The sequence below is a fragment of the Sandarakinorhabdus sp. genome, from assembly GCF_040398665.1.
Lineage (GTDB): Bacteria > Pseudomonadota > Alphaproteobacteria > Sphingomonadales > Sphingomonadaceae > Sandarakinorhabdus.
The window spans coordinates 90,434-106,906 of record NZ_JBBATQ010000005.1 but is presented as its reverse complement, the minus strand read 5'-3'; the positions used below and the strand labels follow the sequence as shown (position 1 = coordinate 106,906).

The window sequence follows — 16,473 nt, the reverse complement described above, 5'->3', positions numbered from 1 at the left end:
GTTCATAAATATTTCGGAAACGTTGATAATTTCCGGAAGCGACGCAGGTAGGTTGGCCGCGCAGCCTTGGCAATGCGCAGCACGGGGCATCTAGCCTTTTGATTTTTAAATATACTTTTGATTGACGCCGGCGCCGCCTTCGCGGCTTCGCCGCAGCCTCACGGCCAGCGGCTCAGGGCCACCGCGCCAGCACCGTATAATCGCTGCCGTCACGGCCCAAATGGCTGTCCCAAAGGGCAAAACCGCTCACTGGCCAATTCAGGCGCGGGATCGGCGCCTGCGGCCAGCCGGTCACGCCCAGCATGGTGCGCCCGCGTGCCACCGTGATGTGCGGCACGAACGCCCGGGGTTCCGGCGCGATGCCCACCCCGGCCAGCGCGGCATTCACTGCCCTGGCCAGCGCCGCCAGCCGATCGGCCGGGCGCACCCCCACCCACAGGCTGTCCACGCGGCCGCGATGGTCGAACAGGCCGGGATCGCCCAGTTCGGCCGTGAACGGCTTCGCATTCACCCGGCCCAGAGCGGCAGCAATGTCCTGTGCGGTGTGGCGATCGACTTCGCCGATATAGCGCAGCGTCAGGTGCAGTTGATCGTCGCGCTGCCAGCGCGCGCCGGCCACCCCGCCCATGCTGGCGGTCAGCGCCGCCTTCACATCGGCCGGCAATTCCAGCGCGACAAAAAGCCGGATCATCTGATCGCGTCCAGCTCCCGCTCCACGGCCGGCAGGATGCGCTGCACCATCACCGTGACGCCCTTGGGATTGGGGTGCATGCCATCGGCCAGTTGCAGTTTCGGCTGTGCCGCCACGCCGTCCAGAAAGAAGGGATAGAGCGCGACGCCATTGGCCTTGGCCACGGCCGGATACAGCGCTTCGAACTCACGCACATAGGCGGCGCCCAGATTGGGGCTGGCACGCATGCCGGCAATCATCACCCGCACGCCCTTCGCCTTGAACGCCTTCACGATCCCATCGATGTTGGCGCGCGCCGTCGCCGGCGATTGGCCGCGCAGCATGTCGTTGGCGCCCAGTTCCAGGATCACCAGATCGGGCTTGGTCTTCATGCCGGCCAGCACCCAGTTCAGCCGCGCCTTGCCTTGCGTGCTGGTGTCGCCCGACACGCCGGCGCCCACCACCGTCACGGCGCGGCCTTTTGCCTTCAGCGTCTTTTCCAGTTGCGGTGCAAAGCCGGTGCCGGGCGGCAGCTGATATCCGGCCATCAGCGAATCGCCATAGGCCAGCACGGTCAATGGCTTTGCGGCCATCGCTGCCTGCGACATGAACAGCGCGCCGACTCCCAGCATCATCTGGTAAAACGCCCGGGACAAGCCTAACTGCACAAATCGATCCTCTTCCGATCCAGCGGGAACTGATGAACACCCATATCGTCATTGACGCCCGCGATGTCACCCTCCGGCTCGGCAGCGGTGATGCCGCAGTCGATGTGCTGCGCGGCCTCACCCTGGCGGTTCCGGCGGGGCAGCGCCTGGCCATTCTCGGTCCGTCCGGCTCCGGCAAATCCTCCGCCATGGCGGTACTGTCGGGTATGGAGCAGGCCACATCTGGCCGGGTGCTGATCGCAGGCGCGGATTTCACCGCCATGAACGAGGATGCGCTGGCCCGCGCCCGCCGGGGCCGCATCGGCATCGTGTTGCAGGCTTTCCACCTGATCCCGACCATGACCGCGCTCGAAAATGTCGCCGTGCCGCTGGAGCTGGCTGGCGAGGCCGATGCGCCGGCACGCGCCAAAGCGGAACTCGAATCGGTCGGCCTTGGCCACCGCCTCAGCCACTATCCCACCCAATTGTCCGGCGGCGAGCAGCAGCGCGTCGCCATTGCCCGCGCGCTGGTCGGCCGCCCTGCGCTGATTTTCGCCGATGAACCCACCGGCAATCTCGATGCCGCCACCGGCGAGACCATTGTCGAGCTGCTTTATGGCCGACTGGCCGAAACCGGCGCCACGCTGGTGCTGATCACCCACGATGCCGATCTGGCGGCGCGCTGCGATCGCATCATCACCATGCGCGACGGCCGCATTGTCGACGACACAACAGATGACACAACAACTGGGGCCGAAGCGGCCGCATGAGGAGACGATACGCGTGACTTTGTTCAGCTATTTCGACGACACCGATGAACTGGAAGGTTTTGTTGCCCTGCCCGACGGGCCCGGCCCGCATCCTTGCGTGCTGATCGTGCACAACTGGGCTGGCCAGTCGGAGGCGGACAATGGCGTGGCGCGCAAACTGGCGGCCATGGGCTATGCCGGCTTTGCCATCGATGTCTATGGCAAGGGCGTGCGCGGTGATCCGGCGGGTGACAATGGCCATCTGATGAACCCGTGGATGGGCGACCGCGCCGGCCTGCAACGCCGCCTGTTGGCTGCGGTCGATGCGGCGGTTGCCAATCCGGCCATCGATTCGGATCGCATTGCCATCATCGGTTATTGCTTCGGCGGGCTTTGCGCGCTCGATGTGGCCCGCGCCGGCGATGCACGCGTCAAGGGCGCGGTCAGTTTCCACGGCGTCTATGCCCCCAATGGTCTGCCAGATGCGCCGATCGCCGCCAAAGTGCTGGTGCTGCACGGCTGGAATGATCCGCTCACCCCGCCCGATGCCACGGTGGCGCTGGGCCATGAGCTGAATGCCAAGGGCGCCGATTGGCAATTGCATGCCTATGGCCACACCATGCACGCCTTTACGGCGCCGCAGGCCAACAACCCGGCCGGCGGCATCCAGTACAGCGCTGCCGCTGATCGCCGATCGTGGCAGGCGCTGACCAATTTCCTGGCCGAAGTCCTCTGAATCTCGCCTTTCGTCTTGCGTTGCGGGAACTGCGCGGCGGGCTGGCCGGCCTGCGCATCCTGGCCGTGTGCCTGGTGCTTGGCGTTGCGGCGCTGGCCGGCGTCGGCAGCCTGGCCAGCGCCATCAACGCCGGCCTGTCCGAACGTGGCCAGTTGTTGCTCGGCGGCGACGTCGCGCTGCGCCTTTCGGGTGCCATGCCGGGAGCGGTGCAGCGCAAGATCGCGGCCGATCTCGGCACGGTCGGCGTGGTCGCCAAACTGCGCGGTATGGTTTCGGGCCCGCGGCCGGGAACAGACGCCGTGTTGGCAGAGATCAAGGCGGTCGATGCCAACTGGCCGCTCTATGGCCGCACCCTGCTGGCTGGCGGTGGTCACGTCCGCCCCGGCTATGCCGCGGCACAGCCGGCGTTGGCCGACAAACTGGGCCTGAAACCTGGCGACCGGCTGACGCTTGGCCAGACCAGCCTGATCTATGCGGGCACCTTGCTTGAGGAGCCGGACCGCGCCGGTGATGGTTTCGGTTTCGGCCCCGGCCTGGTTGTCCACGGCGATGATCTGGCCAAGGCCGGGCTGATCACCATCGGCAGCCTGTACACCAGCGAATTGCGCATCCGGCTGAAGCCCGGCGTCAGCCTGGAAGACGCCAAGGCGCGGCTGGAGACCGTCGCCGCCGGCGCCCGCATTCGCGATCGCAGCAATGGCGCGCCCGGCACCCGCAATTTCATCAGCCAGTTGGGCCAGTTCCTCACGCTGGTCGGCCTGACCGCGCTGGTGGTGGCCGGGGTCGGCGTGGCCGGCGGGGTGTCGGCCTACCTCGCGGCGCGCACCCGCACCATCGCCACGCTGAAGACGCTGGGGGCTGACAGCGCCACCGTGCGCGCCATCTATCTGTGGCAATTGTCGATCGTCGCGGTCGTTGCCGTGGCGATCGGCCTGGCCATCGGCGCCGCCACGCCGGCCGTTGTCGCCGGCCTGGCGGCGGCCAGCCTGCCGGTGCCGCCGGCCACCGGCCCGCAATGGGCCGCACTGGCGCAGGCGGCCTTCTATGGCCTCGCCATCGCGCTGGCGTTTGCGCTGTGGCCCCTGGCGCAGGGCGCGCGCATGCCGGCCGCGCGCCTGCTGCGCAGCCTGACCGAAGCGCGCGCCCGGCCCGATGCCACCACCATCGCCATCATCGCCGGCAGCGCCGTGGCCGTGCTCGGCCTGCTGGTGCTGCTCGCGGAACAGCGCATCTTCGTCATCGGCTTTCTTGGCGGCGCGCTCGGGCTGCTCTTGCTGCTCTGGTTGCTCGCTGGTGCCATCACCTGGGGCGCCGCTCGCGTGCCGCGCCCGCGAAGCACGCTGGCCCGGCTGGCGCTGGCCAATCTGCACCGCCCCGGCGCGCCGACCCGCAATCTGGTGGTGGCATTGGGACTGGGCCTGACCCTGTTCGCCACGCTCGCCACCATCGAAGGCAATCTGGCCGGCCAGATCAATCGCAGCATCCCGGCGCGTGCGCCCAGCTTTTTCGTGCTCGATATCCCGGGTGAAGAACGCGCCGCCTTTCTGGCCAGCGTCACCCGCGCGGCACCGGGCGCCGGCATTGTCACCGTGCCCAGCATGCGCGGGCCGATCACCGCGGTGAACAACGTGCCGTCGGAAAGGATCGTGGCGCCCGAAGCCTGGATCCTGCGCGGCGATCGCGGCTTGTCTTACGCTGCCGATTTTCCGCCGGGCAATATGTTGGTGCAGGGCAAATGGTGGCCGCGCGATTATGCCGGTCCGCCGCTGATCTCCATCGATGAAGACGCGGCGCAAGCGCTCGGCCTGAAGATCGGGGACACGATGACCGTTTCGGTGCTGGGCGTCGAAGTGACCGCGAAAATCGCCAGCACGCGCAAGATCGATTGGCAGTCGATGGGCTTCAACTTCGCGATATTGTTCTCGCCCGGCACGCTGGAGGCGGCGCCGCACGGCTGGATGGCCACGGTGCAGGTAAAGCCGGATCAGGAAGCCGGCGTGTCGCGTGCAGTGGCGGGCGCCTTTCCGACCGCTTCGATCATCCGGGTGAAGGACGTGATCGGGCAGGTGCAGGCCTTGCTTGCGCAGCTTTCGGCGGCGATCCGCGCCGCCGCCAGCGTCACCGTCGCCGCCGGCATTGCCGTGCTGGTCGGCGCGCTGGCCGCCGGGGCGCGGGCGCGTACCTATGATGCGGTGCTGCTGAAACTGCTCGGCGCGACGCGCGGCCAGGTGGCGGCGGCGACGCTGGCCGAATATGGCCTGCTGGCGCTGATCGTATCCGGGCTGGCGCTGTTGCTGGGCAGTGCGGCGGGCTGGTTCGTGGTCACCCAGGTGTTCAGCCTGGAATGGACGCCGGATTGGGGCGGCGTGGTCGCCACGGTGGCGGTGGGCGCCGTGGTGACGGTGGTGCTGGGGCTGCTCGGCAACTGGCAGGCCCTCTCGGCACGGCCGTCAGCCGTGCTGAGACAATTATAGCGGCCGGCCCGACCAGCCGCCGTGCTGCGACAACTCTGATGACGCGTCGGTAATCCGCAGCCATTGAAAAACGCCGCGAGATGCCCGATATCGGTTCCGTCACCGGCCTGTTGCCGGCATCTTGGAGGAAAGACCAATGGCCAATCAAATGGACCCACGGCTCGCAGCCATGCGGGCCCAGGCCAGTGCAAGCGCCGGCTATGATGCCGGCCTGCGCAGCTATATGCTCAGCATTTACAATTATATGGCATCGGGCGTGCTGCTGACCGGCATCGTCGCCTTGCTGGTATATTCGACGCCGTCGCTGTTCGCGGTGTTCTTCAACGAAATCGGCCGCCCGACGATGCTGGGCTGGGTGGCGATGTTGTCGCCGCTCGGGATCATCCTGGCGATGAACTTCGGCCTGGCGCGCATGAGCGAATCGACGCTGAAGGGCCTGTTCTGGGGCTTTGCCGCGCTGATGGGCGTGTCGATGAGTGTGATCTTCGCCCGCTACACCGGCGCGTCGATCGCGCAGACCTTCTTCGTGACCGCGGCCTCGTTCGCCGGCCTCAGCCTTTATGGCTACACGACCAAGAAGGATCTGTCGGCCATGGGCCGCTTCCTGATGATGGGCCTGATCGGCATTGTCGTCGCGTCGATTGCCAACATCTTCATCGGTTCGACGGGTTTGCAGTTGGCGGTGAACATCCTGGGCACGCTGATCTTCGCGGGCCTGACCGCCTATGACACGCAGCGCCTGAAAGAACTTTATTACCAGGTCGCCGGCAGCGATTTCGCTGGCAAGTCGGCGGTGCTTGGTGCGCTGACACTGTACCTGAACTTCATCAACTTGTTCCAGTTCCTGCTCAGCTTCATGGGCAACCGCGAATAAACCGCTTGGGACAGCGTGAACATCAAGGCCCGGCAGGTAAACCTGCCGGGCCTTTTGTCTTTCGGTTGCCACGCTGTTTCGAAAAATTGGCAGTTGCACGCCAGATCATGGCCCGACCGTAACCAAACTGTGACAATTTGGCCACGTGCGACCGGAAACAGTCGGCCATTTGGCCCACTTTCGCTTTGGCGCTTTCCTTCCGGCCTGACTGCCGAGAAACAGGCACATCGTGGGGTATATACCCTATTGCAACGCCTTATCCGGGGTCGACCATCATGAACTTCTCTGCTCTTCGTATCGCCATCCTGGCCGGCGCCAGCCTGATCGCTACCGCCGCAACCGCGCAGCAAAGCGCCCAGAATGATGCGGCAAACGACGATGACATCATCATCGTGACGGCCAGCAAGCAGGCCAAGACCCTGCAGGACACCCCGATTTCCGTGTCGGTGACCGGCCGCCAGGCGATTGAAACCGCCCAGATCCGCGATGCGCTCGATCTGCAGACGCTGGTGCCGTCGCTGCGCGTGTCGCAGTTGCAAAGCTCGGCCAACACCAGCTTCATCATCCGCGGCTTCGGCAACGGGGCCAACAATGTCGGTATCGAACCGGCGGTGGGTGTGTTCATCGACGGCGTCTATCGCAGCCGTTCCGCCGCGCAGATCGGCGATCTGCCCAGCCTGGAGCGCATCGAAGTGCTGCGCGGCCCGCAATCGACGCTGTTCGGCAAGAACGCGTCGGCCGGGATCATTTCGGTGGTCACGTCCGAACCGAAGTTCGAGTTCGGCGGCCAGGCGGAACTCTCCTATGGCAACTACAACGCCATCGTGGCGCGCGCCGAAATCACCGGCCCGATTTCCGAAACCATCGCCTTCAGCCTGGCCGGCAATTTCAACAAGCGCGACGGCTATGTGTTCAACACCACGCTCAACCGCGACGAGAATGAGCGCAACCGTGGTGGCGTGCGCGGCCAGTTGCTGTTCAAGCCGTCCGAAGATTTCAAGCTGCGCCTGATCGCCGATTACGACAAGATCGATGAAATCTGCTGCTCGGTGGTCAACCTTGTCGACGGCCCCACCGGCAATGCCGTGCGGGCGCTGGGCGGCCGGGTCATTTCCAATCAGCCGCTCGCGCTGACCTCGGCCACCAACTTCGGCTCCACCAACCTGATCGACAATTTCGGCGTCTCGGCCCAGGCCGATTACAACGCCGACAAGTTCGATCTGACCTTCATTGGCGCCTATCGCGGCGTGCGGCTGAACACCAATGCTGACAGCGATTTCACCAGCGCCGATCTGATCGGTGAGAACAGCGCCCGCAACGCCATCGACACCTACACCGCCGAATTCCGTATCGCGTCGAAATTCGATGGCCCGATCAACTTCCTGCTTGGTGCCTTCTATTTCCACGAGAATATCGATGCCAGCGGCCAGTTGACCTTTGGTCGCGATTTCCGAAACTATGCCAGCGCCCTGTCGGGCGGGGCCTACACCAATCTGGAACCCACGCTGCGTGCGCTGCTGCCCGGCACGCCGTCCGCACCCTTCGGCGGCCAGGGTCAGGGCCGGTTTGAACAATATGACTATCAGAATCGCGCCATCTCGATCTTCGGCAACGTGGATTGGGAAATCGTCGAGAATCTGACCTTCACCGCCGGCGGCAACTACACGCGCGACAACAAGCGTGTGGCCACCAACATCACCACCAACGACGTGTTCTCCGGGCTTGATCTGGTGCTTGCCGGTGTGCGGGCCGGGGTGCCGGCCAGTGTGGCTGCCACCTCCGCCAACCCGTTCCTGGGCTTGCGCCCGTTGCAGTTCATCCCGCCGTTCCTGAACTTCCCGAACGCCGTTGAAGATGGCCGCACGTCTGACAGCGATTTCGCCTACACGCTGCGTCTGTCCTACAAGGCCAGCGACAACATCAGCGTCTATGCCACCCACGCCACTGGCTTCAAGGCGAGCTCGTTCAACCTTTCGATCGATTCGCGGCCGTTCGCGACGCAGTTCATCCCCGGTTCGACCGCGCAGTCGCCGGCACCGGCCGCGTCGCCGATCCGCACCGCGCTGGGCGCTGCGTTGCCAGTGAACCTCACCACCGGCTCGCGCTTTGCTGATCCGGAACATGCCACCGTCTATGAAATTGGTGCCAAGGGCCAGTGGGAAGGCTTCAGTGTCAATCTCGCGGCGTTCATTCAGGTCATCAACGGCTTCCAGAGCAATGTGTTCTCCGGCACCGGCTTCATCCTGGCCAATGCCGATCAGCAATCGTCGCGGGGGCTTGAACTGGACACCAGCTTCTCGCCATCGAAGAACTTGCGCTTCAGCGCCAACTTCACCTATCTCGACAACAAGTTTGATCGCTTCCCCGGCGGCGCCGCGCTTGTTGCCGGCAGCTTCTCTACGGTTCCGGTGGACCTGAGCGGCCAGCGCAGCGCCGGCGTGCCGGAATTCTCGACGTCGCTTGCCACCGATTACACTGTGCCTCTGGGCGACAAGAACAGGCTGATGTTCCACATCGACTATCAGCACAACAGCCCGACCCAGATCGCCCAAGGCACGGTCGCGCTTCAGCGTGAAGTCAATCTGGTCAACACCTCGGCCACGCTTGCCATCGACAACAAGCTGGATTTGACCATCTGGGCCCGCAACCTCACCGACGAAGCCTGGGTGACCACCATCTTCCCGGGTGTGGCGCAGGCCGGCACGCTGTCGGGCTATCGCAACCAGCCGCGCACCTTTGGCGGCCTGGTGCGCTATCGCTTCTGAGGTTTATAGGGGGCGGCCGGCGGATCAGCCGGCCGCCGCCGCCTCCACCCAATCCAGTCGATCCTGGCCGAAATGCATCTGCCCAGCGACAAAGCAGGTTGGTGCGCCAAACACGCCGAGCGCCACGGCGGCTTCGGTATTGGCGATCAGGCGGGCCTTTACGTCCGGTGATTGCGCCAGCGCCAGCAGGCCATGTGCATCATGCCCGCCCGCGGTCAGCACGCCGGTCAGCACCTGGGTATCGGCCATGTTCAGCCCCTGCTGCCACATGCCGGCAAACAACGTGTTCACCACGCCGCCAAAGCGGGAATCGCCCTCCAGTCCGGCCAGAACGCGCATCATCGTCAGCGTGTTGATCGGGAAATACGGGTTCATTGCCAGCACAACGCCATCGCGTGCCGCCCAACGCTGCATATCTTCGTTCATCCAGCGGCCCTTGGCAGCGACCGTGCCCGGCGGGCTACCGCCGGTGGCCTTGAACACCCCGCCGAGCAGGATCGGCACCGGGATCAGAGCCGCGCCGGTGCGGGCCACGATGCCCTGAAGGCGGTGCCAGGCGAGGTAGGCGGTGGGTGATCCGACGTCGAACAGAAATTCGATTGCATTGGGCATGGCTTGCTCCTTCACCATTTCTCGATCCACGGTCGCAGATCCAGTTCGTGCGTCCAGGCGCTGCGCGGCTGCTGGTGCAGCCGCACATACTCCGCCGCGATGGCGTGGGGATCGAGGATGCCATCGTCGTTCTTCATCGCGTAACGATCCGGAAAATTGCTGCGGATGAACGCCGTATCAATGGCGCCATCGATGATGCTGTGCGCGACATGGATGCCCTTGGGGCCCAGCTCGCGCGCCATGGCCTGGGCCAGGCTGCGCAGCGCGAACTTGCCGCCGGAAAAGCCGGCGAACCCTGCTGAACCGCGCAGGCTGGCCGTCGCCCCGGTAAATATGATGGTGCCGCGCCCACGCTTCACCATGCGCCGCGCCGCCTCTCGCCCGGTGATGAAGCCGGCGAGCGCGCACATTTCCCAGATCTTGGTGTAACGCCGCACGGTTTCATCAAGGATTCCCATCGGCGAGTTGGCGCCGATGTTGAACACCAGCACCTCGACCGGCCCGATTTCGGCCTCGACCCGGTCGAACAGCGCGACCATTTGCGCCTCGTCACGGGCATCGCCGCCGATGGCCACGCACTGGCCGCCACTGGCCAGAATCCGATCACGCAGCGGCGCCAACTGGTCGCCGTTGCGCCGCACCGGCACCGCCACCAGGCCGATGCCGGCAAAGGCTTCAGCCGCCGCGCCGCCGGTGGCATCGCCGGCCCCGATGATCACCGCCGCGCCGCTCATGCGGCACCCATGATCAGGCAGGTGGTGGTACCGGTGGCGAGCAGACGGCCCTCGCTGTCGGTCAGCGTGCCGCGGGCGGTGGCCACGCGCTTGCCGCGGCTGATGATCTCGCCGCGCGCGGTCACCCGGCCGGATGTGGGGGTAATCGCCTTGATATAGCTGATATTGAGATCGATGGTGCTGTAGCCGACGCCCGCCGGCAGCGTGCTGTGCACTGCGCAGGCCATGCACGAATCGAGCAAGGTGGCCGCAAAGCCGCCGTGCACGGTGCCGATCGGATTGAGGTGTTGCGGTCCAGGCGTGGCGAGGAATATTACCCAGCCTTCACCGGCACTGCCGCCGTCAATGCCCATCAGCGCGGACATGCCGCGGTGCGGCCCTGCAACCAGCGCCTGCATCAGGTCCAGCCCGGTTCGCGCCGGTGCATTATCTGCAATTGCAGTCATATTGCCGTCTCCAATCGCTCATGGGCTTCATCGAGCAGGAAGCGCAGTGCCGCGAGGCGGCCGGGGCCGAGTTGGATGGCCAACTGATCCTGTGCGGCCTGCCAGCCGGCCTGGGCGGCAGCGCGGCGCTGATGACCAGCGTCGGTGAGCCAAACCAGCCGGCCGCGTTTGTCGTCGGGATCGATGCGGATGCTGATCAGGCTGGCATTGGCCAGCGGCCGCACCAGCCGCGAAACCGTGGAGGCATCGGCGCGCAACTGTTCGGCCAGGGCGCCGATGCCCAGCCCCTTGCGGCGCGACAGGCAGGCGAGCAGGCCGAACTGGCCGATGGTCAGGCCATGCTCCGCCAGTGCATCGTCGTAAATCTGGCTGACCCGCCGCGACAATTGCCGCACCTTGGCCGCGGTGCACAGCAGGCCGGGCCCGGAACGCGGGGGTGGAGCAGGCGAAATCACGCCCTCAGTATAATCTGCAATTGCAGGCAATCAAGCCTGGCTAACGCAGCCAGGCCTGCGTGCGGCTCCACGCCAGTTCGGCTGCGGCCTTGTCATAGCGCGCCGCCGCGGTGTCGTTGTTGAAGCCATGGTTCACGCCGGCATAGACATGCGCGTCATAGGTCACGCCGGCGGCTTTCAGCGCCGCCTGCCAGGCTGGTGCCATGGCATTGATGCGCTCATCCAGGCCGGCATAGTGCAGCAGCAATTTCGCCTTCACCTGCGCTGCCCCGGCCACATCCTGCGGGGCAGCGCCATAATAGGCGACACCGGCGCGCAAGGCCGGGCCTGCGTCCACCGCCAGCGCATTGACCATGCCGCCGCCCCAGCAAAAGCCGACCGCGCCGGCCGCGCCCTTGCCCGGCGCCTTGGCAGCCAGCCATTGCAGCGTGGCAACGCCGTCCGCCACCGTCTGGGCACGATCGAGCTTGCCGATCATGTCGCGCGCCACATCTTCGGCGCTGGTGGTGCCGCTGCCAACCGTGGGCGTGCCGCCGGCTGGCGTGAGGAAATCGGCGGCGAAGGCCACGAAGCCGGCCGTGGCCAGCCGCCGCGCCAGATCACGGTTGTGATCATTGAGGCCGCGATTCTCGTGGATCACCAGCACGCGGGGGGCTGTGGCGGCGCCTTTGGCCGGCTGCGCCAGATGCCCGCGCATCGTGCGCCCGCTGCCCAGATCGGCAACGATATCAGCGGCCTTGATTCGCGGATCGTCTGCGGCCACCATTGGCGCCGCATCGCTGCGCGCCGCGATCAGGCCCAGCATGCTGCTCGCCGCCGCCATGCCGCCGGCCAGCCGCGCCATTTCAGCCATCAGGTCGCGACGGTTGGGGTCGCGGCCGTGGGTGAAGCGGTCATAGAGATCGATCATCGCCTGGGTCGGTTGCGTCATGGTTGATCCTCCAATGTCGCCGAAGCTTAGGCTAAGCCAGCGTCAGGGCAAGGCCCGCAACGCCGCCAGCGCCGCCGGCGTGTCGATATCATCCAGGCAGGCATCCGACGGCGCCGGCAAAGCGGTCACGGCAAACGCCGCCATCACGGCCCGCCCGCCGACATCGCCCGTGAGCGCCAGCAGTTGCGGGAAGGCGGCGCGCGGCCAGCGCACCGGATGGCCGCGCCGGCCCTGAAATTCCGGCAGCACCACCTCGCCCGCGGCTGCCGCCAGAGCCGTGATCAGGGCGGGCTCGATGCGCGGCATGTCGGCCAGGCAGACCAGCGCCGCATCCCAGTGGGCTGGCACCGCCGCAATGCCGGCAGCCAGGCTGCGGCCCATGCCGTCCTGCCAGTCGGCGGCTGCGACGAACTGGACCGCCCGCCCGGCCAGCGCGCGCCGCACTGCTGTTGCTTCATTCCCGAGCACGACCACGGGCGGCGGCAGACCGGCGGCGGCAAGGGCATCGATCACATGCGCCACCAGCGGTGCCCCGCGCCATGGTTCCAGCAATTTGTGCGGCCCGCCCATGCGGCTGGCCCGCCCTGCCGCCAGCACCACCGCGCCGACCGTTTGTGGCCGCCGCGCGGTCGCGCGCGGTTCCGGGCGCTCGGCTTCGGGCAACAGGCCGCCTTCGCCCATGGCGGCAATGTCGTCGCCGCGCACTGCGATCCCGGCCAGCAGGCGTTCAAGCACCAGATCAAAGCCGTTGCGTTTCGGGCTGCGCGCGCAGCCGGGCAGGCCAATCACCGGGCGGCCGCGCAATTGCCCCAGCACCAGCAGATTGCCGGGATCGACCGGCATGCCCAGCCGCTCGACGCTGCCGCCGGCCTGGAGGATTGCCTGCGGGATCACGTCACCGCGATCGACGCTGGCCGACGCGCCAGCCACCAGCAGCACATCGGCATCCATTGCGGCCAGACGGGTCGCCAGTGCCGGGGCATCATGTGGGCAGGGCGGCTGCATCCGCATGTCCCCGCCCAGCGTGGTGACCCGCGCCGCCGTCACCTGCGCCAGCCTGGCCAGCGCCTTGGCACTGGTGCCGGGCAAGGTCGTGGCGATCAGCGCCACCTTCGCCGGCCGAAACGCTGCGATGTGCAGCGGGCGCGCTGCCGCAATGGCGGCGGCCAGTTGCGCTTCGGCCACGGCATAGCGGATGATCTTGATGGTCGCGACGATGCCGCCCGCTGCGACCCGCGTGTGCGGTGCCAGCGTCGCCAGTGTGATGGCTTCGTCGATGCTGTTGATCGCGGCGACCAATCCGGGCGGCAGGCACAGCAATCCGGCGCTGCGCGCCGCCAGATTGACCCGGCCGTGCACTGGCGCCAGCGCCATCAGGCCGGTACCGGCCAGCGCCGCTGCCAATTGCGCGGCCGCCGCATCCTCGCCGACGTCGCCAGGCTCCAGTTGGGCCACCATCACGTCGCTGATCCCGGCTGCGGCCAGCGCCGCCACATCATCCGCGCTCAGGCGATGGCCCTTGGCCAGCCGCCGCCGCCCCAGCGCCACACTGTGCGCCAGCAGCGCGCCCTGCGCGGCGACCAGCGGCACCGGCCCGAATTTCATGGGCGGGCCAAGACCCCGCGCCAGCTCGCCACCAGTTGCGCCGCGATCGACAGGGCAATCTCCGCCGGGTTGGCTGCACCGATGTTCAGCCCCGCCGGGCCGTGGATGCGCGCCAGATCGGCCGCGCCAAAGCCCTGGGCCGCCAGCCGCTCCAGCCGCGCGGCGTGATTCTTGCGGCTGCCCAGCGCCGCGATGTAGAACGCCGGCGATCGCAGTGCCGCGGCCAGCGCCACATCATCGACCTTGGGATCGTGGGTGAGCGCCACCAGTGCGGTGGCGGCGTCAGGGCGCAAGGCGGCCAGCGCCTCATCCGGCCAGCGCCGATCCAGCACCACCCCGGCAAAGCGATCGTCGGCGGCGAACAAGCCGCGCGGGTCGATCACCGAAGCAGCGATGCCCAGACTTTGGGCCAGCGGCACCAGCGCCTGCGCGATGTGCACGGCCCCGATGATCAGCAGCCGGCGTGGCGGCGGATAGGCGCGCACGAACGGGCCGGCGTCACCCGCCTGCGCCTGGCCGGTGGCGGGATCGCTGCTGATGTTGCGCGCCTCGCCCACCGCGGTTGCCGCCAGCACATCGGCCACCAGCGCGACCGGCAGGCCATCGTCGGCCAATCGTTGCACCAGGATCGAAATGCGGCCGCCGCACGCCAGCCCGGCGCTCCACGCCACTTCATCGGCAACGCCAAACTCCAGCACGGCATGGCCGGTGCCGGCGGCGATCAGATCCTGCGCGGCCAGGATGACATCGGCCTCCACACACCCGCCCGATACGCTGCCTGCGAACAGGCCATCGGCGCGCACCGCAAGATGACTGCCCATCCGGCGCGGCGCCGAACCCCAGGTGGTCATCACCGTGGCGATGCCAACACCATGCCCGGCCCGTGCCCAATCGAGCCCGGTGGCCAATGTGGCCAGATCATCGTCCAGGCCCGCCACGCTCACAGATGATTCCACTGCCAGGCCAGGAACAGCATCACCGCCAGGATCAGCCCGCCGCCCCACACCAGCGGCGACAGCCCGCCCTGGACCGCCGGGGTGCTGACGGACACCGTTTCCACTGCCGAATCGACCGCTCCGGCTTCCACCGCCGCTGGCGCCTCGACTTCGGCCTTCAGCTTGGCGAAAAAGCCTTCGGCATATTGCCGGGCGGTGCCTTCGATCAGTCGCGCGCCCAATTGCGCCAGCTTGCCGCCCACCTGCGCCTTCACCACATAATCGAGGCGTGTGAGCGCCGGGCCAAGCTCGGCCAGCGCGACATCGGCGCCGCCCTTGGCAAAGCCGGCGATCCCGCCCTTGCCTTCGCCAACCAGGCGGTAGCGTTCGGGCGCCACGATATCCTCCAGCCGCACCGTGCCGGCAAAGCGCGCCCGCACCGGGCCGACCTTGGCATTCATCTCGCCTTCGAAGCTCGGCACGCCACCTGATTCGGTGCCTTCCGTGCGCACCAGCCGCTCGACCCCATCAATGCAGCGCGCCAGCACATCGGGGTCGTTCAGCGCCGCCCACACGCTGGCGCGCGATGCCGCGATGTCCACTTGTCCTGCCAGTTCCATGCGCGCCTCGTCATCTGCCTGTTTGTGGCCTGTCACCAACGCTTGCCGTCTTCGGCGCATCCAAGTCAATCAGGCGGAAAAAAGCTGGTTTGCAAAGCTGAAGCCACTGATTAAGACTTTATGACTTGCGGGGGCAAGTGGGGCAGGTTGCGGGGGAATGGACATGAAGGCGGCTGAATCAGCAGTGGCGTCGCTGGCTGAGGAAGAAGAAATCATCGTGCGCGGCACGATGAAATGGTTCGATCCGGTGCGCGGCTATGGCTTCATGGTGCCGGTGACCGGGGAAGGCAGCGACATCCTGGTGCATTTCAGCCTGGTGCGCGAGCTCGGCCGTCGCAGCCTGCCGGAAGGCGCCACCCTCACCTGCACGGTGGTGGCGCGCGATCGGGGCCGCCAGGCCAAGCGCATCCTCGATCTTGATCTGACCACGGCAATCGGCCCGGATCCTGAAACCGTCGCAGCACGTGCCGCCGATCGGGTCGATCCGCGGGCCATGGTTGCCGCCGCAGGCCCGTTCGAACCGGTCGCAGTCAAATGGTTCAATCGTTTGAAGGGTTATGGCTTTGTGATAAGGCCGGACAGCATGGACGACATCTTCATCCATATGGAAACGCTGCGCCGCGCCGGCTTGACCGACGTGCAGCCCGGCCATCCATTGCAGGTGCGGGTGGCGCCAGGTCACAAAGGGCCGCTGGCGGTGGTGGCGATCCCCATCGACGCCGTGCCCGAATCGGATGAAGGCTGCGGTTGATGCGAAATCTGCTGGCGGCAGCAATGCTGCTGTCTACCTTGGCGTTGGCTCCTGTATGGGCAGCCACCCCGTGCCCGAACAGCGGCCTGCAAACCATCAAGGTGGTGTTTGAAACGGCGAAGGGGCGTTTTCCCTACCGCGTGGAAGTGGCAGCCACATCCGAACAGCAGGCGTGCGGCATGATGTTCCGCGAATCGATGGCGCCGGGGACCGGCATGCGCTTTCCGATGCAGCCGCCGCGGGCGACCGGTTTCTGGATGGAAAACACGATCCTGCCGCTCGACATCATTTTCGTGTCGCCACAGGGACGCGTGCTCAACGTCCGGCAGGGGCAGCCCTATTCGCGCGACGTTCTGGCATCCGCTGGGATCACGGCTGATGTGATCGAACTTGCTGCCGGCGAAGCGAAGCGCATCGGCCTGAAACCCGGAGACCGGGTGAAGCGCTGAGGACGTTCGCGGCCTGGGCC

General features: G+C 66.6%; 17 protein-coding genes. 7 read left to right on the top strand and 10 right to left on the bottom strand.

All coding sequences use genetic code 11. From position 1 onward, the window contains the following. Positions 1-172: 172 nt before the first annotated feature. On the bottom strand, positions 173-691 hold the full coding sequence (gene thpR, locus ABWP22_RS08620; protein WP_353199553.1) for an RNA 2',3'-cyclic phosphodiesterase: 519 nt from the start codon (positions 689-691) through the stop codon (positions 173-175). Then, entirely contained in the window at positions 688-1,305 is a 618-nt protein-coding gene (locus ABWP22_RS08615; protein ID WP_353199552.1) for an arylesterase, read from the bottom strand. Before ABWP22_RS08615 ends, thpR begins: the two co-directional genes overlap by 4 nt. 65 nt (positions 1,306-1,370) lie before the next feature. Between ABWP22_RS08615 and ABWP22_RS08610 the strand changes: the two genes are divergently transcribed. The 5 genes from ABWP22_RS08610 to ABWP22_RS08590 all read left to right on the top strand — a co-directional run bounded on the left by ABWP22_RS08610 (position 1,371) and on the right by ABWP22_RS08590 (position 8,915). Then, entirely contained in the window at positions 1,371-2,087 is a 717-nt protein-coding gene (locus ABWP22_RS08610; protein ID WP_353199551.1) for an ABC transporter ATP-binding protein, read from the top strand. A 13-nt stretch (positions 2,088-2,100) separates the two neighbouring features. Beyond that, positions 2,101-2,802, top strand: a complete 702-nt coding sequence (locus ABWP22_RS08605; protein ID WP_353199550.1) for a dienelactone hydrolase family protein — start codon at positions 2,101-2,103, stop codon at positions 2,800-2,802. A gap of 20 nt (positions 2,803-2,822) precedes the next feature. Next, complete coding sequence (locus ABWP22_RS08600; protein ID WP_353199549.1) at positions 2,823-5,276, top strand: ABC transporter permease; 2,454 nt, start codon at positions 2,823-2,825, stop codon at positions 5,274-5,276. A gap of 136 nt (positions 5,277-5,412) precedes the next feature. Beyond that, positions 5,413-6,150: a Bax inhibitor-1/YccA family protein gene (locus tag ABWP22_RS08595; protein WP_353199548.1), complete on the top strand. Its 738-nt coding sequence runs from the start codon at positions 5,413-5,415 to the stop codon at positions 6,148-6,150. A gap of 275 nt (positions 6,151-6,425) precedes the next feature. Beyond that, positions 6,426-8,915, top strand: a complete 2,490-nt coding sequence (locus tag ABWP22_RS08590; protein ID WP_353199547.1) for a TonB-dependent receptor — start codon at positions 6,426-6,428, stop codon at positions 8,913-8,915. Positions 8,916-8,939: 24 nt separating this feature from the next. Here ABWP22_RS08590 and ABWP22_RS08585 read toward each other — a convergent pair whose 3' ends face one another. Genes ABWP22_RS08585 through ABWP22_RS08550 form a run of 8 tightly spaced genes read right to left on the bottom strand, consistent with a single transcriptional unit; the run spans position 8,940 to position 15,313 of the window. After that, a complete protein-coding gene (locus ABWP22_RS08585) occupies positions 8,940-9,527 on the bottom strand; it encodes a 2-hydroxychromene-2-carboxylate isomerase (protein ID WP_353199546.1) in 588 nt (195 codons plus the stop codon). An 11-nt stretch (positions 9,528-9,538) separates the two neighbouring features. Beyond that, positions 9,539-10,261: an SDR family NAD(P)-dependent oxidoreductase gene (locus ABWP22_RS08580; protein ID WP_353199545.1), complete on the bottom strand. Its 723-nt coding sequence runs from the start codon at positions 10,259-10,261 to the stop codon at positions 9,539-9,541. Further along, on the bottom strand, positions 10,258-10,707 hold the full coding sequence (locus ABWP22_RS08575; protein WP_353199544.1) for a PaaI family thioesterase: 450 nt from the start codon (positions 10,705-10,707) through the stop codon (positions 10,258-10,260). The genes ABWP22_RS08580 and ABWP22_RS08575 overlap by 4 nt, the downstream gene beginning before the upstream one ends. Then, positions 10,704-11,162: a MarR family winged helix-turn-helix transcriptional regulator gene (locus tag ABWP22_RS08570; protein ID WP_353199543.1), complete on the bottom strand. Its 459-nt coding sequence runs from the start codon at positions 11,160-11,162 to the stop codon at positions 10,704-10,706. The genes ABWP22_RS08575 and ABWP22_RS08570 overlap by 4 nt, the downstream gene beginning before the upstream one ends. A 40-nt stretch (positions 11,163-11,202) precedes the next feature. Next, on the bottom strand, positions 11,203-12,093 hold the full coding sequence (locus ABWP22_RS08565; RefSeq protein ID WP_353199542.1) for a dienelactone hydrolase family protein: 891 nt from the start codon (positions 12,091-12,093) through the stop codon (positions 11,203-11,205). A 42-nt stretch (positions 12,094-12,135) separates the two neighbouring features. After that, entirely contained in the window at positions 12,136-13,698 is a 1,563-nt protein-coding gene (locus ABWP22_RS08560; protein ID WP_353199541.1) for an NTP transferase domain-containing protein, read from the bottom strand. After that, positions 13,695-14,642 (bottom strand): XdhC family protein, encoded by a 948-nt coding sequence (locus ABWP22_RS08555; protein WP_502951107.1) that lies wholly within the window; start codon positions 14,640-14,642, stop codon positions 13,695-13,697. Before ABWP22_RS08555 ends, ABWP22_RS08560 begins: the two co-directional genes overlap by 4 nt. Further along, positions 14,639-15,313: an SRPBCC family protein gene (locus ABWP22_RS08550; RefSeq protein ID WP_353199540.1), complete on the bottom strand. Its 675-nt coding sequence runs from the start codon at positions 15,311-15,313 to the stop codon at positions 14,639-14,641. The genes ABWP22_RS08555 and ABWP22_RS08550 overlap by 4 nt, the downstream gene beginning before the upstream one ends. Before the next feature lie 103 nt (positions 15,314-15,416). Here ABWP22_RS08550 and ABWP22_RS08545 point away from each other — a divergent pair, with 103 nt between their 5' ends. Both ABWP22_RS08545 and ABWP22_RS08540 read left to right on the top strand, forming a co-directional pair. After that, the gene (locus tag ABWP22_RS08545) at positions 15,417-16,004 is read left to right on the top strand and encodes a cold-shock protein (protein WP_353199539.1); all 588 of its coding nucleotides are present in this window, start codon (positions 15,417-15,419) and stop codon (positions 16,002-16,004) included. Further along, positions 16,004-16,453, top strand: coding sequence for a DUF192 domain-containing protein (locus ABWP22_RS08540; RefSeq protein ID WP_353199538.1), 450 nt, complete (start codon positions 16,004-16,006; stop codon positions 16,451-16,453). Before ABWP22_RS08545 ends, ABWP22_RS08540 begins: the two co-directional genes overlap by 1 nt. Positions 16,454-16,473 lie beyond the last annotated feature (20 nt).